At 74.4% G+C, this 22,476-nt stretch carries 12 protein-coding genes and 1 pseudogene; 2 read left to right on the top strand and 11 right to left on the bottom strand.

Annotated features, from left to right (window positions below; genetic code table 11):
* Positions 1 to 13 precede the first annotated feature (13 nt).
* The 3 genes and pseudogenes from ABWK59_RS05595 to ABWK59_RS05605 form a co-directional block, all read right to left on the bottom strand.
* A complete protein-coding gene (locus ABWK59_RS05595; RefSeq protein WP_354638326.1) occupies positions 14 to 2,374 on the bottom strand; it encodes an FAD-dependent monooxygenase in 2,361 nt (786 codons plus the stop codon).
* A gap of 128 nt (positions 2,375 to 2,502) precedes the next feature.
* Positions 2,503 to 2,904, bottom strand: coding sequence for an acyl-CoA thioesterase (locus tag ABWK59_RS05600; RefSeq protein ID WP_354644838.1), 402 nt, complete (start codon positions 2,902 to 2,904; stop codon positions 2,503 to 2,505).
* 24 nt (positions 2,905 to 2,928) lie between these two features.
* Positions 2,929 to 4,551: pseudogene (locus ABWK59_RS05605) on the bottom strand (AMP-binding protein); the annotation flags it as partial.
* A gap of 203 nt (positions 4,552 to 4,754) precedes the next feature.
* Here ABWK59_RS05605 and ABWK59_RS05610 point away from each other — a divergent pair.
* Positions 4,755 to 5,495: an alpha/beta hydrolase gene (locus tag ABWK59_RS05610; RefSeq protein WP_354638328.1), complete on the top strand. Its 741-nt coding sequence runs from the start codon at positions 4,755 to 4,757 to the stop codon at positions 5,493 to 5,495.
* Positions 5,496 to 5,853: 358 nt separating this feature from the next.
* On the opposite strand, the gene ABWK59_RS05615 is transcribed toward ABWK59_RS05610, so the two are convergent.
* Both ABWK59_RS05615 and ABWK59_RS05620 read right to left on the bottom strand, forming a co-directional pair.
* Positions 5,854 to 6,855 carry a substrate-binding domain-containing protein gene (locus ABWK59_RS05615; RefSeq protein WP_354638330.1) on the bottom strand — a complete coding sequence of 334 codons (1,002 nt, stop codon included), beginning with the start codon at positions 6,853 to 6,855 and terminating at the stop codon, positions 5,854 to 5,856.
* Between the two features lie 375 nt (positions 6,856 to 7,230).
* Entirely contained in the window at positions 7,231 to 7,365 is a 135-nt protein-coding gene (locus ABWK59_RS05620; protein WP_354638331.1) for an NPCBM/NEW2 domain-containing protein, read from the bottom strand.
* 203 nt (positions 7,366 to 7,568) lie between these two features.
* Between ABWK59_RS05620 and ABWK59_RS05625 the strand changes: the two genes are divergently transcribed.
* Complete coding sequence (locus tag ABWK59_RS05625; protein ID WP_354638333.1) at positions 7,569 to 11,819, top strand: bifunctional nitrate reductase/sulfite reductase flavoprotein subunit alpha; 4,251 nt, start codon at positions 7,569 to 7,571, stop codon at positions 11,817 to 11,819.
* A 667-nt stretch (positions 11,820 to 12,486) separates the two neighbouring features.
* On the opposite strand, the gene ABWK59_RS05630 is transcribed toward ABWK59_RS05625, so the two are convergent.
* The 6 genes from ABWK59_RS05630 to ABWK59_RS05655 form a co-directional block, all read right to left on the bottom strand.
* Positions 12,487 to 12,840 (bottom strand): hypothetical protein, encoded by a 354-nt coding sequence (locus ABWK59_RS05630; protein WP_354638335.1) that lies wholly within the window; start codon positions 12,838 to 12,840, stop codon positions 12,487 to 12,489.
* A 79-nt stretch (positions 12,841 to 12,919) separates the two neighbouring features.
* Positions 12,920 to 14,470, bottom strand: a complete 1,551-nt coding sequence (locus tag ABWK59_RS05635) for an FAD-binding oxidoreductase (RefSeq protein ID WP_354638337.1) — start codon at positions 14,468 to 14,470, stop codon at positions 12,920 to 12,922.
* A gap of 296 nt (positions 14,471 to 14,766) precedes the next feature.
* Positions 14,767 to 16,278, bottom strand: coding sequence for an amino acid permease (locus tag ABWK59_RS05640; protein ID WP_354638339.1), 1,512 nt, complete (start codon positions 16,276 to 16,278; stop codon positions 14,767 to 14,769).
* 329 nt (positions 16,279 to 16,607) lie between these two features.
* Entirely contained in the window at positions 16,608 to 17,135 is a 528-nt protein-coding gene (locus ABWK59_RS05645; protein WP_354644839.1) for an NUDIX hydrolase family protein, read from the bottom strand.
* Positions 17,136 to 17,250: 115 nt separating this feature from the next.
* Positions 17,251 to 19,653: a SpoIIE family protein phosphatase gene (locus tag ABWK59_RS05650; protein ID WP_354638341.1), complete on the bottom strand. Its 2,403-nt coding sequence runs from the start codon at positions 19,651 to 19,653 to the stop codon at positions 17,251 to 17,253.
* Between the two features lie 160 nt (positions 19,654 to 19,813).
* A complete protein-coding gene (locus tag ABWK59_RS05655) occupies positions 19,814 to 22,420 on the bottom strand; it encodes a hypothetical protein (RefSeq protein ID WP_354638343.1) in 2,607 nt (868 codons plus the stop codon).
* Positions 22,421 to 22,476 lie beyond the last annotated feature (56 nt).

Here is a 22,476-nt window from a genome sequence, read left to right on the forward strand (position 1 = left end):
CCTCTCCCCCGGGTCAGCGGGGGGCGGCGGCGGGGAGCGGGCGGTCCGCGGGCCCGGGCCGCCACCGCCGGTGGACGGGGACGGCCTCGGCGCGCAGCAGCTCCAGGCGGGGCGGGACGCGGTCGGCACGCGGGCCGGGGGGTTTGCGGCTGCCGGGCCGCCACGGCTCGGGCCAGCGGGCGCCGGGGCCGGTGTAGCCCTGCTCGGCGGCGGCGTGCAGGGTCCACAGCGGGTCGTGCAGGTGGGCGCGGCCGACGGCGACCAGGTCGGCGCGGCCGGCCATGAGGAGGGAGTTGGCGTCGTCGTGGGTGGAGATGGCGCCGACGGCGATGGTCGGGATGCCGGTGGCGTTGCGGACCAGGTCGGCGAAGGGGGTCTGGTAGCTGCGGCCGTACGGCGGCCGCTGGTGGGCCACCACCTCGCCGGTGGACACGTCCACGGCGTCCGCTCCGGCGGCGGCGAGGGCCCGGCAGGTGTCCACCAGCTCGGCCTCGGTGGTGCCGCCCTCGGCCCACTCGGTGGCGGAGATCCGGACGATCAGCGGCTTCCCGACGGGCCAGGCGGCGCGGACGGCGGAGAGCACCCGGAGCGGGAGGCGCAGGCGGCCCGCCAGGCTGCCGCCGTAGCCGTCGGTGCGGTGGTTGGTGAGCGGGGAGAGGAAGCCGGAGAGCAGGTGGCCGTGGCCGAACTGGAGCTCCAGCACGTCGAATCCGGCGCGGTCGGCCCGGGCGGCGGACGCGGCGAAGGCCGCGGTGACGGCCTCCAGATCGGCCCCGGTGGCCTCGCGCGGGACCGGGAAGCCCTCGGCCCAGGCGAGCGGCGAGGCGGCCAGGGTGGGCCAGCCGTCCGGGCCGAGCGGGCGGCCGATCCCGTCGGGGCCGGGGGTGGTGGTGGAGCCGCGGCGTCCGGCGTGGGTGAGCTGGATGCCCAGCGGGGTGTCGCAGACCGCGCGGACGGCCCGGACGGTCGCCCGCCAGGCCTCCTCCTGCTCGTCCGTCCACAGGCCGGGGCAGCCGGCGGTGGCGCGGCCTCCGGGGCTGACGGCGGTCATCCCGGCGAGCACCAGGCCGGCCCCGCCGAGGGCCTGCGCGGCCAGCTGGGCGTGCGGGAAGGCGCCCGGCATGCCGTCCACCGCGGTGAAGGTCGCCAGCGGCGGGACCACGATGCGGTTGCGCAGGGTCAGTCCGCCGAGCCGCAGCGGCCGGAACATCGGCGGGGCGGTGGCGCTCTCGGGATCGACGGCCTCGATGAAGGCGGCGTCCCGGGCGCGCAGGTTGCCGTAGGTGACGCGGCGGCTGCGGGTGAGCAGGTTGAACGCGAACCGGTCCGCGTCCTGGCCGGTGTAGCGGCCGATGGTCTCGAACCACTCCAGGCTGGCCTGGGCGGCGCGCTGCACGGACTCGACGGCGGGCCGCCGCTCGGCCTCGTAGGCGGCCAACGCCTCGGGGACGGTGGGGTGTTCGTGCAGGCTGGCGACCAGGGCGAGGGCGTCCTCCATGGCGAGTTTGGTGCCCGAGCCGATCGAGAAGTGCGCGGTGTGGGCGGCGTCGCCGAGCAGGACGAGGTTGCCGCGGCTCCAGGAGGAGGTGCGCACGGTGGAGAAGGTGATCCACCGCGACGCGTTGGGGATCAGCCGGTGGCCGTCGAGGTGCCCGGCGAGGATCTCCTCGCACAACCGGACCCCGGCCTCGTCGCTCTCGCCCCGGGCGAACTCCCGGTCGGCGAGGGCCGCGAAGCCCGCCCGCCGCCAGGCGCCCTCCTCGATCTCCACGATGAAGGTGGAGCGCTTGTCGTCGAACGGGTACGCGTGGACCTGGATCACCCCGAAGTCGCGCCGCTCCACGATGAAGGTGAACGCCTCGAACACCCGGTCGGTGGACAGCCACATGTAGCGGCAGGTCCGCTCGTCCAGCCGGGCGCCGAAGCTCTCCGCGTGGGCCTCCCGGGTGGCCGAACGGACGCCGTCGGCGGCGACCACCAGGTCGTACCCGGCGCACAACCGCTCGACGGGCGGGGCCGGGGTGCTGTAGCGCACGTCCACGCCGAGCTCGGCGCAGCGCTTCTGCAGGATCTCCCGCAGCCGGTTGCGGTCGAGGGCGGCGAAGCCGTGGCCGCCGGAGGTGCGGACCTCACCGCCGTAGTGGATGTCGATGTCGCTCCACCGGGCGAACTCCGCCTCCATCGCGGCGAACGCCTCGGGGTCGGCCTGGGCGATGCCGCCCAGCGTCTCGTCGGAGAACACCACGCCGAAGCCGAAGGCGGCGTCGCGGGGGTTGCGCTCCCAGACCGTGATCTCCCACGCGGGCGAGAGCTTCTTGGCCAGGACCGCCGTGTAGAGCCCGCCGGGCCCTCCCCCGATGATCGCTACCCGCATGAGGTCCTCCCGTGGGTCCGCGGCGATGCTGCCCAGTATCGCGCTTTCACGACGATCGTCAACACATCGCCATACGTGGTGTGCTCGGGCGCGCCGCCGTCCGGGGCGCGGCGCTCAGGTGTACGGGCTCAGGTGTACGACTCGGCCGCCTGCGGCCCGGCCTGGGTCAGCACCTGCCGGACCTCCTCCGGCCAGGGCACGGTGCCCTTGGCGTCGGCGGCGGAGTGCACCACCGACATCCGCCCGGTGGCCGCGACCCCGTGCGGCCCGTGGATGTCGAAGGTGTAGTGCAGCGAGGAGGTCCCGACCTTCGCCACCCGGAACTCCACCTTCACCGCGTCGCCGAACCACAGCCGTTCGCGGTAATCGGCCTCGAAGTGCACCCTCGGGATGCTGCCGAACAGCGCGGCCAGGCCGAGCCGCCGCAGCAGCACCGCCTCCGCGGCCTCGGCCCAGCGCTGGACGGAGGAGAAGTGGTAGTGCCCGGCCGCGTCCGTGTCCGACCACTCCACCCGGCGCTCGACCACCACGCTGGGCAGGCCCGCCTCCGGCGCGGCCGAACCGGCCCGGGCCCAGCGCCGCAGCTCCGCCCGGTGGATCTTGCCGGTGGAGGTGCGGGGCAGCTCCGGAACGAACTCCACCGCCCGCGGGTACTTGTACGGCGCGATCGTCCGCTTGACGAAGTCCTGCAGCTCCCGGGTGGTCTCCGGCCCGGCCGGGACCCCCTCGCGCAGGACCACGAACGCCTTGACCACCGCCCCGCGCCGCTCGTCCGGCGCCCCGGCGACCGCGCAGTCCACCACGTCGGGGTGGCCGATCAGGGCCTGCTCGACCTCGGGGCCCGCGATGTTGTAGCCGGAGGAGACGATCATGTCGTCGCTGCGGGCCTGGTACCAGAAGTAGCCGTCGGCGTCGCGGATGTAGGTGTCACCGGTGACGTTCCAGCCACCGCGCACGTACACCGTCTGCCGCTCGTCGGCCAGGTACCGGCAGCCGGTCGGCCCCTTGACCGCCAGCTGGCCGGGCTGCCCGTCCGGTACCGGGTTGCCGTCCACGTCCAGGACGGCGGCGCGGTAGCCGGGCACGGGCAGGCCGGTGGCGCCCGGGCGGATGTCGCCGTCCGCCGCGGAGATGAACACGTGCAGCATCTCGGTCGCCCCGATGCCGTCGATCAGCCGGATCCCGGTGGTCTCGTGGAACGCAGTCCAGACCGCCACCGGCAGGGACTCCCCGGCGGACACGCAGCGGCGCACGCCCGCCAGCCGGTCTCCGAGCCCGGCCGCCAGGATCGCCCGGTAGGCGGTCGGCGCGGTGAACAGCACGGTGACCCCGTGCTCGGCGACCCGTTCGGCGAGCTGCTGCGGGGTCGCCTGCTCCAGCAGCAGCGCGGCGGCGCCGACCCGCAGCGGGAAGACCACCAGACCGCCGAGGCCGAAGGTGAACGCCAGCGGGGCCGTCCCCGCGAACAGGTCCTCGGGACCCGGCCGCAGGACGTGCCGGGAGAAGGTGTCCGCGTTGACCAGCACGTCCCGGTGGAAGTGCAGCGTGGCCTTGGGCCGGCCGGTGGTGCCGGAGGTGAACGCGATCAGCGCCACGTCGTCGGCGGCCGTCTCCACCGCGGTGAACACCCCCGCCTTGCCGGCGCAGCGCGCGACCAGGTCGTCCTCGCCGGGGCCGCCGTACGCCAGCGTGGTCAGGCCCGGGGTCCCGGCGGCGGCCAGGTCCTCCAGATGGCGGTGGTCGCAGAGCGCGACCACCGGTGCGCTGATCTCGTGCAGGGCGGTCAGCTCCTGCGCCCGCAGCAGCGGCATGGTGGTCACCACCACCCCGCCGGCCTTCAGCACGCCCAGCCAACAGGCCACCAGCCAGGGGTTGTTGGGTCCGCGCAGCAGCACCCGGTTGCCGGGCACCAGGCCGAGGTCCTCGGTGAGCACCTGGGCGACCTGGTCGGCGTGCCGCCGCAGCTCCCCGTACGTCCACTCCCCGGCGGGGGTGACCAGGCACCGGCGGTCGGGCCCGAACCGCTCGATCACCTCGTCGAGCAGCACCCGCGCGCAGTTCAGCCGATCGGGGTACGCCAACTCCGGCAGTTCGAAGAGGAGTTCGGGCCACTGCTCGAAGGGCGGGAGGTGGTCTCGGCAGAACGTGTCCACATGGGCAGAGGGGGAGAGCTCCACGGGCGCACCTCATTCGGCTCGGCAGGGAGTGACTCCAGTATTCCGCTGTCGTGACGACAGTCAAGAGAGCGGGATAGGGCGTCGGGGGCCGCCGTGCGCCGGGCGTACCGGCCGGGGCCGGCCGGGCACCCTGGGCGTGGCCGGGCGTGTCGCCTTGGTAGCGTGACGTCGTTCGTGGTGGGACGAGTACGGGGGGTGGCACGGTGGCCGAGGAGGTCGTCGTCACGACGGGGATCGGGTACGGGTCCGGTGGCCAGGTGATGGACGTCTACCGGCCCGCGGGCGCGCCGGAGCCGGTCGGCACGGTGCTGCTGTGGCACGGCCGGGGACCGGACGAGCGGGACGTCCTCGCGCCGATCGCCCGCGCCACGGCCGCGCTGGGCGTCCTCGTCCTGGTACCGGACTGGCGGCCCGACGCGCCCGACGGCGGGCGGAGGCACCTGGCCGAGTCCGCCGCGTTCGCCCGCCGGAACACCGCCGACCTCGGCGGGGACCCGGGGCGGATCACGCTCGCCGGCTGGTCGCTGGGCGGCAAGGCCGCGGTGGCCGTCGGCCTCGACCCGGACGGGTTCGACGGCTGGCGTCCGCACGCCGTGGTGGGCGTCGCCGGCGCGTACGGCACCCCGGCGCCCAGCACCGGCAGCGCCCCGCTGGAGGTCCTCGGCCGCGACGGCGGCCCGGTGCCGCCCGTCCCGGTGTGGCTGGTGCACGGCACCGCCGACCCGGTGGTGGACGCCGAGCGGTCCCGCGAACTGCACGCCGCGCTGGGGGCACTCGGCCGACCGGTGTCGCTCACCGAGGTCGCGACCGACCACGCCGGCGTCGTCATGACCGAGTACTCCCCCGCCCACGACCGCTGCCTGCCCGGCACCGCCGACCACGCCCTGCGGGCGGGAGCCCGCACCGCCCGGGTCCTGGCCGAGGCGGCCGGCCGCCGGTCCTGACCGTCCCCGGCCTCGGATCGACGAGCGGCCGGCCGGGGCCTCGGTGGGGTCAGGCGGGGAGGCCGACGGCGCGTTCGCCGGTGCGGCGTTGCTGGATGACCACGGCGACGACCAGGAGGGCGCCCTGGGCGACGTTCTGCGAGGAAGGCTGAGCCGAGACCACCTTGTGACCAACTACCGCACAGGTGAAGGCAGTTGATCAACGGCATGCGAGGACCGTCCCGGCGGCAGGGAACGGTGGTCCGGCGCGGTGTCAGGAAAGCGGAAGGGTCGACCTCCCGTTTCCCACGCGCGGGCGCTGTCGGGCTGCGGGGAGCGCGGGATCAGCGGGACCAGGCCGCCGGGCCGGTCCGGGGCGTCATCCGCACTCCGCACCCGCCGCCCGCCAGGTCGACGGGTCGACCATCACCGTGGGGGCGAGCGCCTCCTGCGGGAAGGGCGTGCCGTTCCTGACCTTCTCGTACATGGTCTGCACGGCGAGGGCGCCGACCTCCCGGCCGCGGATGGCGAGCGCGGCCCGCATGGCGTACGGCTCCGCACTCCCCCAGTCCTTGCACGCGAGGTAGCCGCCCAGGCCCACCCCGATGACGTCGGCCGCCGCGACCCTGTTGCCGCGCAGCGCGGTGAGCGCGCCCCGGACGTTCTCGTCGTTGCAGCCCCACACCACCCAGTGCCGGGGCGAGCCCGCCTCGGCGGCGGCGGTGGCGGCCACCGCGCTGCGGGCGCCGTCCACGGTGTTGTCGGTCCCCACGTTCAACGTGCGGACCCGGGCCGTCCGTTGGAACGCCGCCGTGGCCGCGTCGATCCGCTCCCGGCAGACGCTGATGTCCTTCCTGCCGGCGGTGACGATCCGGGTGTCCGCCGCCTTCCAGCCGGCCTTCGCGAACTCCTGGGCCGCCCGGGCGCCGACCGCCTCACCCATCTGCTGCCCGCTGAACCCGACCCGGGGAACCAGCTTCCGGTGCGAGCACACGCCGGGGTCGGGCAGGTCGGCGCAGATCTGGTCGTCGGAGGCCAGCAGTTCGACCCCGGACTCGCGGGCGAGCCGCACCAGTTGCGGCCCGAGCGCGGGGTCCGGGACGGCGACCACCACCCCGCGCGCGCCGCGGGCGACCGCCGTCCGGACGGCGTCCAGGGTGCCCTGCGCGTCGGTGCCGACGTCCACCACGGACAGCTCGACCCCGAGGCGCGCGGCGCGGTCCCGCGCACCGGCCGCCTCGTCCTGGAAGTACGCCTGGTCGCCCTGCTTCTGGATGTACGCGAGGGAGAACCTGCCCGGCCCGGCGCCCTGCGGCGCCTGGGCGGTGCAGGCTCCGAGGGTCGCGATCGCGGCGATCAGCGCGACGGCACCCGACGACACGGGGGGAATGCGGACCATGGATACCTCGAACGATGCTCTGGGCTCCGCCGGCGGCGGCGGGATGGCGGCGGCACGGAACGCGGGACGGGCGTGCCGGCGGATGCGGGCCGCCGCTGACGGCGGGCCGCATGTCCGGACCGGCAGCCCGAATCGCACGGTATCGAACACGTTCCGACGAGTTTCCACAGCATCGGCTCCCTGTATGGCAGCCTCCGCCCGGCCCGTCAAATGCTCCGCCGGAGTGACCACGCCTCCCCGGCCGGAACGGCCCCTCCACCGCACCGGAGTGGCGCAACGGAGCCGTCGCAGCGGGGAACGCCCGACCGGCCGTCGCCCGCACGTTCGTCCCCGCCGGGGTCCGACCCGCCGACCGGGTCAGGCGCAGGTCAGCTCGGGCGCCACCCGGTCCGCGTGGTCGTAGGCGCTGCCGTCACCGCCGTCGAGGACCTTGAGCGTCAGCTCGTCCACGCCGGTGAGCGGGACGTCCACTCCCCGGGCCGCCGTGACCACGGGCCGCGGCACCGCGGGGTGCGCCCGCCGCACAGCCCGCCTCACACCCCGCCGCCCGTCCGTGTGCGGGGGGCGTAACCCCGGGCTTCGTACGGCGTGACGGACCGGAAATTCGATCTTTCTACGGTGCCGGTGGAGGCGCCGCCCGCCGCGGGAACCGCGGGGACGGCCCGGAACGGTTCGCGCGGCGGTGTGGAGGATCGGTGGCGGCTGGCTCGACGGACGGCGGCAGCCGCACGGCCTGCTCGTACTGCGGGGTCGGCTGCGGAATCGTGCTGCAGGTGGCCCGGGACCCTTCCGACGGCCGCCGCAAGGTCGTGAAGGCGGTCGGCGACAAGGACCACCCCGCCAACGCCGGCCGGCTCTGCACCAAGGGCGCGACCAGCGCCGACCTGATGGCCGCTCCCGGACGCCTGGAGCGGGCCCTGATCCGGTCCGAGCGGGACGCCGAGCCGGTCGCGACCGACGTGGACCGGGCGGTGGCCGCGGTCGCCGGCCGGCTGCGGGCCATCCTGGACGAGTACGGCCCGGACGCCCTCGCCTTCTACGTGTCCGGCCAGATGTCCCTGGAGGCCCAGTACCTGGCGAACAAGCTCGCCAAGGGCTTCGTCCGGACCAGCCGGATCGAGTCGAACTCCCGCCTCTGCATGGCCTCCGCCGGCTCCGGCTACAAGCTCTCCCTGGGCGCGGACGGCCCGCCCGGCTCCTACCGGGACCTCGACCGGGCGGACGCGTTCCTGGTGATCGGCGCCAACATGGCCGACTGCCACCCGATCCTCTTCCTGCGCATGATGGACCGGGTCAAGGCCGGCGCCAGGCTGATCGTCGTCGACCCGCGCCGCAACGCCACCGCCGACAAGGCCGACCTCTTCCTGCAGATCCGGCCCGGTACCGACCTGGCCCTGCTCAACGGCCTGCTCCACCTGCTGGTGGAGGCCGGCCACACCGACCCGGAGTTCATCGCCGAGTTCACCGAGGGCTGGGAGGAGATGCCCGGCCTCCTCGCCGACTACCCGCCGCACCGGGTCGCGGAGATCACCGGCCTCGCCGAGGAGGACATCCGGCAGGCCGCCCGGTGGATCGGCGAGGCGGCCGCCTGGACCAGCTGCTGGACCATGGGCCTCAACCAGTCCACGCACGGCACCTGGAACACCAACGCCCTGGTCAACCTGCACCTCGCCACCGGCGCCATCTGCCGCCCCGGCGCCGGTCCGCTCTCGCTCACCGGCCAGCCCAACGCCATGGGCGGCCGCGAGATGGGCTACATGGGCCCCGGCCTGCCCGGCCAGCGGTCGGTGCTGGTGGACGCCGAGCGCGCCTTCGTCGAGGACCTGTGGGGCATCCCCGAGGGCTCGCTGCGCACCGAGGTGGGCCGCGGCACGGTGGAGATGTTCGAGCAGATGGCCGCCGGCGAGATCAAGGCCTGCTGGATCATCTGCACCAACCCGGTCGCCTCGGTGGCCAACCGGCGGACCGTCATCGCCGGCCTGGAGGCCGCCGAACTCGTCATCACCCAGGACGTGTTCGCCGAGACCGAGACCAACGCCTACGCGGACGTGGTGCTGCCGGCGACGCTCTGGGCGGAGTCCGACGGCGTCATGGTGAACTCCGAGCGGAACCTCACCCTGGTCCAGGGGGTGGTCGACCCGCCCGGGCAGGCCCTGCCCGACTGGCGGCTGATCGCCGAGGTGGCCTGCGCCATGGGCTTCGCCGAGGCGTTCACCTACTCCTGCGCCGAGGAGGTCTTCGAGGAGCTCAAGCGGGCCTGGAACCCCGCCACCGGCTGGGACCTGCGCGGCGTCGACTACGCCCGGCTGCGCCGCACCCCCGTCCAGTGGCCGGCGCCGCCCGGCGACACCGAGGACCGCCACCCGATCCGCTACCTCAACGACGGCGTCAGCCAGACCCTCCTGGTGCGCGAGGACGGCAGCCGCCCCCGGCTGGCCTTCCCGACCCCGAGCGGACGCGCCCGGTTCCACGCCCGGCCGCACCTGCCCCCGGCCGAACTCCCCGACGACGACTACCCGTTCGTCCTCAACACCGGTCGGCTGCAGCACCAGTGGCACACCATGACCAAGACCGGCAAGGTGGCCAAGCTGGTCAGGCTCAACCCCGGCCCGTTCGTGGAGATCCACCCCGAGGACGCCGGCCCGCTCGGGATCGCGGAGGGCGACCCGGTGGAGGTGGCCTCCCGGCGCGGCCGGGCCGTGCTGCCGGCCGTCGTCACCGACCGGGTCCGGCCCGGCACCTGCTTCGCGCCGTTCCACTGGAACGACCTCTTCGGCGAGTACCTCAGCGTCAACGCCGTCACCAACGACGCCATCGACCCGGTCTCCTTCCAGCCCGAGTTCAAGGCCTGCGCGGTCACCCTCACCCGGACGGCCGCGCCGGTACCCACGGGCCGCCCCGGCGACCGGCCCGAGGACACCGCGGCCTCCGCCGCCGCACGTCAAGGAGCGCCCATGACTCCCCCGCAGGTCACGGCCCCCGTCCGGGCGGCGGACCAGGACACCCTGCACGCCCTCGCCACCCTGTTCGGGGTGGCCGACCTCGCCCCGGCGCCGCTCACCGAGCCGGAGCGCCGCTACCTCTCCGGCTACGTCGCCGGGCTCGCGCTGACCCCGCCCGACGGACGGGTCCCGGTGCTGCCCGCCGAGGCGCCCGTCGACCCCGCCCACGCGCTCTGGGTCGACGGCGTCCTCGCCGGGATGTTCTCCCGGACCGCGGCCCCCGCCGCCGCGACTACCGCCACCGCCCTGCAGCCGGCCCGGACCGCCGCACCGGCCGACGCACCCACCCAGGCGGCCACCCCCGTACGGCGGTTGGTCGTCCTGTGGGCCTCGCAGACCGGAAACGCCGAGGAGTTCGCGGCCGGCGTCGCCGCCCGCCTCGCGGACCGCACCCCCGAGCTGCTGCCGATGGCCGACGCCACCATGGCCGCGCTCCCCGCCGACGCCGACCTGCTGGTGGTCACCAGCACCTTCGGCGACGGCGACGCCCCGGACAACGGCGCCGCGTTCTGGCAGGCGCTGTCCGGTCCCGAGGCCGGCCGGCTCGACGGGATCCGGTACGCCGTGCTCGCCTTCGGCGACTCGAACTACGACGACTTCTGCGGGCACGGCCGCCGGCTCGACGAGCGCTTCGAGTCGCTCGGGGCGACCCGGCTGATCCCGCGGACCGACTGCGAACCCGACTACGAGGAGGCCGCCGCGCAGTGGCTGGACCGGGTCGTCGCCGCCCTGGCCCCCGCCCAGGACCGCCGGGCGGACCCGGCCCCCGCCCGCGCGACGACCGTCCCGGCCGCGGCCCGGACCGCCCCCGCGGCGGGTTCCGGCCACACCAGGGCCAAGCCCTTCCCCACCCTGCTGGTCGGCAACCGGCTGCTGAGCCTGCCCGGCTCCGCCAAGGAGGTCCGCCAGTTCTCCTTCGACACCCGCGACGGCGAACTCGCCTACGAGGCCGGCGACGCGCTCGGGGTGTGGCCCGCCAACAGCGCCGGCCTGGTCGCCGAGTGGCTCGCCCTGACCGGACTGGACCCCGAGGAGCCGGTCGACCTCGGCGACCCGGCCCCGGTACCGCTGCGCGAGGCCCTGCGCACCCGCCTCGACCTCGCCCGGATCACCACCGACCTGCTCCGCTTCGTCGCCGAGCGCACCGGCAGCCACGACCTGCGCCGGCTGCTCAGGCCCGACAACAAGGACGAGCTGGCGCGCTGGAGTTGGGGCCGCCAGGCGGCCGACCTGGTCGCCGAGTACCCGGTCCTCGCCTCGGCCGCCGAGTGGGCGGGCGTGCTCAGAAGGCTCCAGCCCCGGCTGTACTCGATCTCCTCCAGCCCGCTGGCCCACCCCGGCGAGGTGCGGCTCACCGTCTCGGTGGTCCGCTACACCAACGACCTCGGCCGCGACCGCAAGGGCGTCTGCTCGACGTACCTCGCCGACTGCGCCGACGACGGCCCGGTGCAGGTGTTCGTCCAGCGCTCGCCGCACTTCCGTCCGCCGGCCGACCCCGCCACACCGATGATCATGGTCGGGCCGGGCACCGGCGTGGCCCCCTTCATCGGCTTCCTGGAGGACCGGCAGGCCCGCGGGCACACCGGCGCCAACTGGCTGTTCTTCGGCGAGCAGCGCGAGGCCACCGACTTCTACTACCGCGAGGACCTGGAGGCCCACCTGGCCTCCGGCCACCTCGCCCGGCTGGACGTGGCGTTCTCCCGCGACCAGCGCAACAAGGTCTACGTCCAGGACCGGATGCGGGAGAACGGCGCCCGGCTGTGGCAGTGGCTCCAGGACGGCGCCCACGTCTACGTCTGCGGGGACGCCGGCCGGATGGCCAAGGACGTGGACCGGGCGCTGCACGACATCGCCGCCGCCCACGGACACCTGGACGGCGACGAGGCCGCGGCCTACGTCCGGCGGCTGGCCACGGACAAGCGCTACGTCCGCGACGTGTACTGACGGACCGCCAGTCGGTGGTCCGGGTGCCGCGGTCGGGGCTCCAGTGGATGGTGGCGCTCTGGAACCGTCCACCCGGGTGGACACCTACCGTCAGGTCACGTCATACCACACACGTTTTCATCGGAATCCCTGCGACCGGTCCGCCCCGGACGCGGGTCTGGGGCTCCTCGCCTGGCAGGCCGGCTCGTGCCAGGTCGTCCGGACCACCGCCCCGCCCAGCGACCGGTGTTCGCTGCTCCACGTCCGGCAGCACCGCGCGTACGGCCTGGCGGAGTTCCGACTCCCCGCCGCCGCCAGCCGCGAGACCCCGTGCGCCACCGGAACGGCGACCGCCGCACCACGAGCCGGACGGCGCCGCCGCCCGCGATCGTTCGAAGGATTCGTCATGGTCCGGGCTTTGCCCATGTGAAGCCCCCGCGCAACCTCCCGCTCACCCGAACGGAGCATTCGTCCGGTTTTCACCCCCCACCCGACGGAGCCTTACCCGCCCTGGAAGGCGACGACGGTCGTGGCGACGACACGCGCCTCGGCGACGAGTCCAGGTTGATCAGGCCCAGGGCGAGGACGGCGTCCCCTTCGGAGCGGTTCGCCTACCGACAGGACGGCCGTCGGACACGGCGAGACCCCCGAACGGACGCCTCCGTCCGGGGGTCCGGCCGGTCCCCGCTCAGCGGCGGGGGCCGACGAACTCCAGTGCCTCCTGGGCCAGTTCGTCCCAGTCGAGGTCCGAGTCGGGATCGAGGCTGAGCCACTCCCGCATCAGCCGGCCGTGTCCCGGGTCGAAGCGCACGCCCTCGCCGGCGTCCACCAGGGCGTCCACCCGGGTCCGGGGCAGCTTCACCACCAGCCGGCCCTGCGCGAGCATCGCGAAGATCTTGCCGCCGACCTTGAGCGCGGCCGCGCCGAACCGGCCCTCCCGATCCGGCGCGTCCCCGGGCACGGCCACGCCCGGCAGGTCCGCGAACCGCTCGACCAGTCGCCCGTACCGCTCCTCGGGGGCGACCGCCCCACCTCGCGTCATCGGCTCCTCGACTCCTTCCGCAACGAACCCCGGCCCGCCCCGGCCCCGCCCCGGCCCAGTCCCAGACCGGGCCCCGGCCTCAGCCGAAGACCACGGACTGCGGGAAGGCGAACACCCCGTCCGGGTCGTAGCAGTGTGCCACCTCCTTCAGCCGGGGCAGGTTCGCCCCGTAGTACGCGGTGCCCCAGTCGGGCAGCGTGGCGTCGATGTAGTTCACGTACGCGCCCGTGGCGCCCAGCCGGGCCAGCCCGTCGCGGACCTCGTCCACCGAGGTGGTGATCTGCTCCTGGTCGGCGGGGGTGGCGCCCGCGTACACCTGGGCGCTGGCCAGCGAGGAGCGGTGCGGGAAGGCGGTGGCGTCGGGGGCGAGTTCGGAGACCGCGCCGCCCAGCGAGTCCAGCAGCAGGTCGATGCCGGTGCGGCCGGTCATCAGCTCGGTGACCGCGCCGGAGTCCAGCGGGTCGGGGCCGAGCACCCGCGAGGCCGCCACGAAGGCGGCGCGCCCGAGGACCCCGCCCTCCCAGGTGGGGTGGCACTGCTCGATGGTGTCGTTGGCGCAGCCGCCCATGTACTTCATGGCGTCCAGGTAGGTCTTCAGCTGCACGGTGCGGGTGGTCGGCTGGGTGCCGGCCGCCGCGATCAGCTGGTCGACCAGGGCGTTCGCGGTCTCCTCGGGGCCGACGTAGCAGCCGACCACCCGGCAGCTCGGCGGGGTGCCGCCGGCGATCTGGCAGGTGGCCCACAGTTCGAACGGCGCCTCGGCCACCCACTCCTGCCAGGCGCCCATGACCGCGGGCACCGAGCCGGCGGGGAAGCGCAGCGAGATGGTGGTCATCAGGGGCGCGGGCTCGGTGCGGAACGCGAACCGGGTGACCACGCCGAAGTTGCCGCCGCCACCGCCGCGCAGCGCCCAGTAGAGGTCGGGCTCGGACTCCGGGGAGGCCGTCCGCAGGCAGGAGTCGGCGGTCACCACCTGCGCGGCGGCGAGCCGGTCGCAGGTCAGTCCGTACTTGCGGGTCAGCACGCCGATCCCGCCGCCGAGGGTGAGGCCGCTGACGCCGACGGTCGGGCAGGAGCCGGCCGGGAGCAGCCGGCCGGCGGCGGCGAGCGCCGCGTACACCTCGATGAGGCGGGCGCCGGCGCCGACCGTCGCGATGCCGTCGGGGCGGACGTGCACCCGGGCCATCGAGCGGACGTCGATCACCAGGCCGGCATTCGGGATGCTGTAGCCGAGGTAGCTGTGGCCGCCGCCGCGGGCGGCGATCGGGATGCCGTGGCCGCGCGCAACCTCCAGGCAGGCCTGGACGTCGGAGGGCGAGGCGCAGCGGGCGACGGCGGCGGGCAGCTGATCGTCGTTCAGCTCGTTGAAGCCGAGCCGGGCGGTCGGGTAGTCGGGGTCGGTCGGCAGGACCAGGCGGTCGCCGAGCCGCCGCTTGAGCGCCCGCCAGTCGGGGGGCATGACGGCCGACGCCCGGCGGGTCCGGGCCGGCCAGGCGTCGACCGCGGGCCGTGGCCGGGCGCCGCCGGGCCGGCCGGTGCCCTGGTAGGCGGCGGCGCTGCGCGTGCCGGCCAGGGCCATCGCGCCGCCGGCGCCCAGTGCGGCGAGAAACCGCCGTCGGTCGATCGTCACGTGCCTCAGCTCCCTTGACCCGGTGGCGCCGCGCGGCCGCGCGGCCGGTTCCCGGTCATCCTCGCCCGCTCCCCGGGGTGGGGCGCGTCGGGCTGCGCTCTTCGGTCGACGGGGGTCGGGGCGGCGGACGACGGTCCGTCAGCATCCGAACGGTGGTGCGGACGGGGTCGGCCGGGCGGCGTCGGTCCGGTCGGGGGTGCCGCGGGAACGGCGACGAGGCGCCGGTCGGAACCGGCGCCTCGTCGGGGTCCCGCCGCGCGGGCGGGTGCGGGGCGGCTGCAGGGGCGGGTGCGGCCTCAGCGGCCGGCGGCCTGGAGCTGCTGCTCGGGCTCCTCGGGCTTCCCGGCCGAGGCGGCGACGGCCGGGGTGGTGGCGTCCCGGCGCTTCAGCAGCGCCCAGCCGACGGCCAGGCAGACGGCCCAGCCGGCGCCGACGTACAGGGAGATCCGGCCGTCCGGGTCGAGGGCGATGAACACCGTGACCATCAGCAGGAAGGCCACCGCGATCCAGCTGCACACCGTACCGCCGGGGGCGGGGAAGGAGGAGGCGGGGAGGCGGCCGGCGGTCACCGCGCGGCGGTAGCGGATGTGGCTGGCGAGGATCATCAGCCAGGTCCAGATGCCGGCCGCGGTGGCGACCGAGGTGACGTAGCCGAAGGCCTTCTCCGGGACCACGTAGTTGAGCACCACGCCGATGCCCATCAGGACGGCGGAGAGGGTGATGCCCAGGGCCGGGGTCTTGCTGGCGCTGAGGCGGCCGAGGACCGAGGGGGCCTCGCCGTTGCCGGCCAGGTCGCGGAGCATCCGGCCGGTGGAGTACATGCCGGAGTTGCAGGAGGACAGCGCGGCGGTCAGCACCACGAAGTTCACGATCGCGGCGGCGAACGGGATGCCGATCTTGGAGAACGCGGCCACGAACGGGCTGACGCCGGGCTGGAACTCGGTCCACTTGACGACCATCAGGATCACGCTGAGGGCGCCGACGTAGAAGACGATGATGCGGAAGGGCAGGGTGTTGATCGCCTTCGGCAGGGTCTTCTCGGGGTTCTCGGACTCGCCGGCGGTGACGCCGACCAGCTCGACGGCGAGGTAGGCGAACATCACGCCCTGGAGGGTCATCAGGCTGGAGCCGATGCCCTTGGGGAAGATGCCGTCGAAGGCCCACAGGTTGGAGACCGCGGCGGTGTCGCCGGCCTGGCTGAAGCCGAAGGTGACCACGCCGAGGCCGATCACGATCATGCCCACCAGCGCGGTGACCTTGACCATCGAGAACCAGAACTCGATCTCGCCGAACAGCTTCACCGAGATCAGGTTGGCCACGTACAGGACGACCAGGAAGGCCAGCGCGGTGACCCACTGCGGGATGTCGGGGAACCAGAAGTGCACGTAGATCGCCGCGGCGGTCAGCTCGGCCATGCCGGTGACCACCCACATCAGCCAGTACGTCCAGCCGGTGACGAACCCGAAGAACGGGCCGAGGAACTCGCGGGAGTACTCGGCGAAGGAGCCCGAGACCGGGCGGTAGAGCAGGAGTTCGCCGAGGGCTCGCATGATGAAGAAGACGATCACGCCGGCCAGGGCGTACATCAGGATCAGGCTGGGCCCGGCCTTCGCGATGTTGGCGCCCGCGCCCAGGAAGAGACCCACGCCGATCGCGCCGCCGATGGCGATCATCTGGACCTGGCGGCTGTTGAGGCCCCGCTCGTAGCCCTCCCCACCGGCGGGGCCGGTGGCGGTGGTGGCGACGGGAGCGGTGCCCGGGGCGGCCGTGGTGCCGCCGTTGTGCTGGTCGACCTGCCGAGAGGTCATGAGTGTTGCGCCCTTCTCCATGCGCGCTCCGCGGGCCCGACGGCCGCGGAGCGGATCACGATCCCCCCGGATGTGGATGGAGTTGCGTGCCGGCGGTCCGCCGGCCCAGCGCACTGCCCGGACAAGGGTGGCGTCCGGCAGCGGTCGTGCAGGTCTATCACAGGCGGCGGGGCGATCCGGCCCGGGGAATGTGGCGCGGACCACCGGAAGAACAGCATGAAATCGGACATCAAGGGTGAATTCCGCCCCAACCTCTTGATCCGATCGTTATCCGGATCTGAGCGTCCCCTGAGCGAACGGAGTCGGGGCAGCCAGGACCGTCCGCCGCCTCAGGTGAGACAGCCGACGTGGGCGAGGGCCCGCTTGAGCAGCGCCCCCTGCCCGCCGGGCATCTCCTGGAGCACCAGCGGCGAGGCCGCCTCCTGGGGGCTGAACCAGACCAGGTCGAGGGCGTCCTGCCGTGGCCGGCAGTCCCCGGCCACCGGGACGACGTACGCCAGGGACACCGCGTGCTGTCGCGGGTCGTGGAACTCGGTGACGCCCAGGGTCGGGAAGTACTCGGCGACGGTGAACGGCTGCAGCGAGGCCGGGATCCGGGGCAGCGCCACCGGGCCGAGGTCCTTCTCCAGGTGCCGCAGCAGCGCGTCGCGGATCCGCTCGTGGTGCAGCACCCGGCCGGAGACCAGCGTCCGGCTGACCGTCCCCTCCGGCCCGATCCGCAGCAGCAGCCCGACCTGGGTGACCTCCCCGGTGTCGTCGACCCGCACCGGGACGGCCTCGACGTAGAGGATCGGCATCCGGGCGCGCGTGGTCTCCAGCTCCTCGGGAGCGAGCCAGCCGGGCGTGGTTTCCGTCATGTCAGACATTGACCGATCGTACGGTGACCGGCACCCCCCGTGTCCCCCGCCCCGCCACAACGGCCGCCCGAACAACCGTCGGAGAGCCCCAACCGGGCGCTCACCGGCCCCGGCGTCAGGTCCCGGACGGCTCGGGCAGCGGCTGCTCGGTCCAGATGCACTTGCCGTCCGCGGTGTACCGGACGCCCCAGCGCTGGCTGAGCGCCGCGATCAGCTGGAGGCCGCGCCCGCCCTCGTCGGTGTCCTCGGCGCGGCGGATCCGGGGCGTGGTGAGGCTCCCGTCCGCCACCTCGCAGATCAGCGTGCGGCTGCGGACCAGGCGCAGCCGGGCCGGCCCATTGGCGTGCCGCACCACGTTGCCCACCAGCTCGCTGACCAGCAGCTCGGTGGTCACGGAGAGCTCGTCCAGCTGCCACTCGGCCAGCCGGCGGCGGACGTGGGCGCGGGCCCGGCCGGCCGCGACCGGGCCCTCGGGGAGCGTCCAGGCGGCCACCGAGTCGGCGGGCAGGGCATGGATCCTGGCGATCAGCACGGCCGCGTCGTCGGCGGTCTGCTCGCCCTCCGGCAGCAGGGCGGCGGTGAGCGTGGCGCAGAGGGCGTCCAGCCGCTCGGCCTCCTCGTCCTGCCCGGGCTCCTTCAGGCCATCGCGGGTACCGGCCGACGACACCGCCGCCGTCAGTGCCTCGGCCAGCTGCTGCACACCGGCGTCGAGGTCGCGCCGGGCGGACTCCACGAACCCGTCGGTGTAGAGGACCAGCAGGCTGCCGGCGGGCAGCACCGTCTCGGTGGTCTCGAACGGCGGTGTGGCCGCGCCCAGCGGCGGGTTGGCGGGCAGGTCGAGCAGGGTGACCGTGCCGTCGGGGGTGACCAGGGCGGGCGGTGCGTGCCCGGCGCGGGCGAGGACGCAGCTCCCGGTCGCCGGGTCGTAGAGGGCGTAGAGGCAGCCGGCGTAGAAGTCGTCCCCGAGGTCGCTGACCAGGTCGTTGAGGTGGGAGAACAGCTCGTCGGGGGGCAGTTCCAGGCCGGCCAGGGTGTGCACGGCGGTCCGCAGCCGTCCCATGGTGGCGGCCTCCGACAGGCCGTGGCCCATCACGTCGCCGATGATCAGCGCGACCCGGTCGCCGGACAGCGGGATCACGTCGTACCAGTCGCCGCCCAGCATGCTGCCGCTGGCCGGGACGTACCGGGCGGCGGCGGTGACGGCGGGCAGCAGCGGCAGGGCCCGGGGCAGCAGGCCGCGCTGCAACTGCTGGGCGCGGTGGTGCTCGGCGTCGTACAGGCGGGCGCGTTCCAGCGTCTGCGCGACCAGGCCGCTGAGGGCGATCAGCAGGCCGCGCTCGGCGCCGTCCAGGTGGCGCGGGCGGTCGAAGGAGACCACGCAGCCGCCCACCACACGGCCGGAGGAGACCAGCAGCGGCAGGAACGCCCAGGCGCTCTTGCCGCCCAGGGCGGCGAAGGCGCCCACCCCGGGGTAGCGGGCCTCCAGCTCGGCGGGCGACTCGACGAACTGCGGGACGCGCTCGCGCAGCACCTGGTCGTGCGGGTTGTTCTCCGGCCGGTCGGGGAGCCGGTCGACGTACGAGCGGGGGTAGCCGACCGCCTCCACCGTGCTCTCCCCGCCGGGCCCGACGGCCTCCACGATCAGTCCGGTGGCGCCGAACAGCGGCAGCAGCCGCTGGGCGACGGCGTTGACCACGTCCTGCACGGTGAGCGCCTCGGCGAGGGCCCTGGTCAGCCCGCCGATCCGGGCGGTGCGCTCGGCCGCGGCCCGCTCCTCGGTGGCGCGCCGGGCCTCGCGCGCGCGCTGCTCGGTGACGTCCCGCAGGTAGACGGTCAGTCCGTCGGGCACCGGGATGATCCGCAGGTGGTAGCAGCGGCGGTCGGCCGGGGAGGTGAGGTCGAGGCCCTGGGCGACCTGGTCGGCGGCCGCGTCGCGGCAGCGCGCCTCCAGGCCGGGCGCGCGGACCGCGGGCACCTCCCACAGCACCCGGCCGGCCAGTCCCTCGGACGGGCCGAGCAGCCGCTGCGCCCGTGCGTTGGCGTAGAGGATCCGTCCATCGGAGTCGACCGCGAGGAAGCCGTCGCTCATGTGCTGGAGGGCCCGGCCGACCGAGTCCATCGCGGCCCGTGTCTCGGTGGTCTCCCACAGCCGGCCCACCATCCGGTCCGGGCGGCCGTCCGGACCGTCGACGATCCGGCCGCGGGCCTCCACCCACACCACCGCGCCGTCGGGACGGAGCACCCGGTGCCGGACGCTGTACTCGCCGCCGCGGCTCAGCGCCTGCTCCGCCTTGGTGACCACGGCCGGCAGGTCCTCGGGGTGGACCAGGGCACGCCAGGTCTCGATCCGCCCGTCGAAGTAGCCGGGCGCGAGTCCGAGGACGAGGGTCATCTCCTCGTCCCAGACGATGTCACCGGTGCGGATGTTCCAGTTCCAGGCGCCGACCCGGACGGTTTCGAGCGCCTCGCGGAGGGCCGCTTTCCGGTCCCGGGGGGCCGGGTCGATGGTTCCACCCATGTTCACAGCTCTGCATCCGTGGGTGTGGGCTCCCCCGCAGCCGGACGGCAAAAGTATACGTCGCACACACGTGCGCAGCGGGGTCCGGCGGACCGGCCGGGACGCCGCACGGGCGCCGGCGCGGGCCTCGGCGTGGGCCGCCGCACGGACCCCGCGCCGCTCAGAGCTGGCGCCCGGTCCTGGGGTCGTAGGCCACCTCCACCGGGACGACCTGGTCGGTGGGGAGCACCTCCACCCACTGGCTGCAGACCTCGAAGTCGCCCTCCGTCCGGGCCCTGAAGCCGCCCTCGATCGGGTAGAACCCGTGCTCGAAGACCCGTTCCACCGGGGTGGCCGAGACCCGGTCGTCCTCGTCCGGCTCCTCCTGCGGGTAGCGGCCGGTCACGCCGGCGGCGGTGTGCTTGTCGGCGACCGTGTGGCACAGGTCGCGGACGGCGTCCTCGATGGTGACCTCCGGGTGCCGGCCGACCGGGTCGTGCGGGTCGCGCCGCAGCAGCCGGGTGCGGACGGCGGCCAGCTCCTGGGGCGGGGCGGCGTAGGCCGCGTCCAGGCCGTCGGTGCCCTCCACGCCGACGTGGCGGAGCCAGTTGACCGCGGCCTCCTCCTTGCCCGGGCGGATCGGCAGGACGGCCTTCACCCAGGGCGCGTTGAGGAAGGCGTTGCGCATCTCGTCGCCGTCGAGCTGCAGCAGCCAGCCCAGCGAGCTGCCGAGCGCGGCCGGCTGGGAGGAGTCGGTGATGTAGTAGCGGCCGTGCGCGCGGTCGTCGGCCCACTCGACGGTGGTGCCGTCCACCGACTCGGGGACGGCCTGCCCGCCGAGGGCCAGCGCGGCCGGGCGCCGGGGCTTCCACCACTCCGGGGCGACGAAGTAGAGCATCCGGTCGATGTCGAAGATCGAGTTGATCAGCTCGGAGAGCACGTGCCGGGTGCGGTGGCCGGTGGGGTTGTCGGGGGTGCCGGTGTAGAGCCGCTCGGTCATCAGGGAACGGATCAGGCTCCGGTGCACGATGGTGCGCTCCTCCTCCCGCAGGTGCTCGAACTTCCGGCGCTCCACCTTGCTGGCCAGGGTGACCCGTTCGGCCACGGCGTCCAGGTAGGCCTTCTCCAGCTTGCGCTTGTTCTCCTCGTCGGCCGCCAGCTTGGCGGCGATCAGCGCGTCGTTGGCGGCGGTGATCCCGTCCGCCGTGGCCGGCAGCAGCCGGCAGGTGATCGCGCCGCTGACCTTGAAGGTGATCCGGTCGTCCCAGGCCAGGCCGCCCGGGGCGGTGGTCACCCCGACCGTGACCCGCTTGGCGTCCGGGGTGATCATGCCGGCGAAGCCCCAGTTGGCCGCCGACCAGGACTCGTCGTCCTGGGCCGCCACCACGCTCTTCTCCACGGCGATGTACGGGTCGCGCGGGTCGTACGCCACCTCGTAGCCGGCGGGGACGCCGGGGATGTCCAGGGTGGCCAGGGGCACGAAGCGGTAGCCGGTCTCCGGGTGCCGGGACTGGTTCTGCCGGGAGTCGTCGGGGAAGTTCCACACCGCCTCGCCGCTGAAGCCGACGGTGACCGTCCTCGGCGGCATGGGCGTCAGCTTCGGGTTCGGCACCAGGACCAGGTCGGCGGGCTTGGCGATGTGGATCAGGTGCGGCAGGGCCAGGTCCTTGCCCGGGTCGTCGACGAAGGTCTCCCAGCACAGGTAGGTGCCGATGTCCTGGATCTGCACGCCGACCTGCCGCATCTTCCGGCGCAGCTCGTAGTTGAGCAGCTTGGGCGTGGTGTTGGCGAGGACGTAGCGCTTGCTGGAGGAGTCCACCGTCTCGGTGACCGTCTTGAAGGTGGAGCGGAAGTTCTGCCGGATCTCGGTGGACAGCTTCTCGCTCTGCTGCCGCATCCGCTTGTGGCCCTGCTCCCGGGCCGACTGCTGGGTCTTGTCGAGGTTGAGGCTGCCGGTGGCGGTGGCGTTGCCCGTCCCCCAACTCTGGTTCACCGTACTGGAGAAGCCGAGCTTCATGTCCTCGCGGTTGTCCTGCTTGACGGCGTCGCTGATCTCGTCCTCCTCGGTGGAGGAGCGCTCGCTCTTCGCAGTGGTCTCCAGAGCCGTCTCGATGGTCTTCTCGACCAGGGTGCGGCGGGTGCTCACCTCGACCAGCTCCACCGAGGAGCCCGGGCTGAGCCAGACGTGCCCGACCGGGGTGCCGAGGAAGGTGTCCAGCTCGAAGAAGAACTGCCGGAACAGGTGGACGATCCCGACCGGGGACAGTGTCACGTCGGTGATCTGCCGGGTCGGGTCGAAGTCCAGGTACGGGTCCTCGAACTCCTCCACCGGGCCGTGGTGGGCGGTGAGCGGGAACGGCTCCTCGGGGAAGCGCAGGGCGAACGGGTCGGCGGGGGTGTCCAGTTCGAGGCGGAACCGCAGGCCGGTCCTGACCTGGCCGCGGCCGAACACCCACTGCCGGCGGTCCCGGTCGAGCCGCAGTGTGTACCCTCCGGGGGCGAGGTCGGTGTCGATGTCGCCGCGGATCGGCGGGACCTCCGGCGAGAACAGGGCGACCCGGCCGGCGTCGAGGTCCACCGCCATGCCGGTGACCAGGGTGCCGTCCGGGGGCCGGGTGGCCGCGGTGCGGTGGGCCCGGCGGGCGGCCGGCTCCGGCGGAGGTCCGTCCCGGACGCGGAGGGTGCGGTCGGGGCCGGGCGGGGTCGGCGGCGCCGGGCGCTGGGGAGGCGGAGCGGGCTGGGGTCGCTGGGGAGGCTGGGGGGAGTCGATGCTTCCGGTACTGCCCACGGTGGTTCACCTCGCACGGGCGGCGGGGACGTCCGGGGACCACGGTAGGACGCACC

The sequence above is a fragment of the Kitasatospora sp. HUAS MG31 genome, from assembly GCF_040571325.1.
GTDB lineage: Bacteria > Actinomycetota > Actinomycetes > Streptomycetales > Streptomycetaceae > Kitasatospora > Kitasatospora camelliae.

What these genes read in the sequence shown, in the direction of transcription:
- ABWK59_RS05595 (WP_354638326.1), bottom strand. Translation starts at nt 2,374, where the DNA reads ATGCGGGTAGCGATCATCGGGGGAGGGCCCGGCGGGCTCTACACGGCG.
- ABWK59_RS05630 (WP_354638335.1), bottom strand. Translation starts at nt 12,840, where the DNA reads ATGACGCGAGGTGGGGCGGTCGCCCCCGAGGAGCGGTACGGGCGACTG.
- ABWK59_RS05640 (WP_354638339.1), bottom strand. Translation starts at nt 16,278, where the DNA reads ATGACCTCTCGGCAGGTCGACCAGCACAACGGCGGCACCACGGCCGCC.
- ABWK59_RS05645 (WP_354644839.1), bottom strand. Translation starts at nt 17,135, where the DNA reads ATGACGGAAACCACGCCCGGCTGGCTCGCTCCCGAGGAGCTGGAGACC.
- ABWK59_RS05650 (WP_354638341.1), bottom strand. Translation starts at nt 19,653, where the DNA reads ATGGGTGGAACCATCGACCCGGCCCCCCGGGACCGGAAAGCGGCCCTC.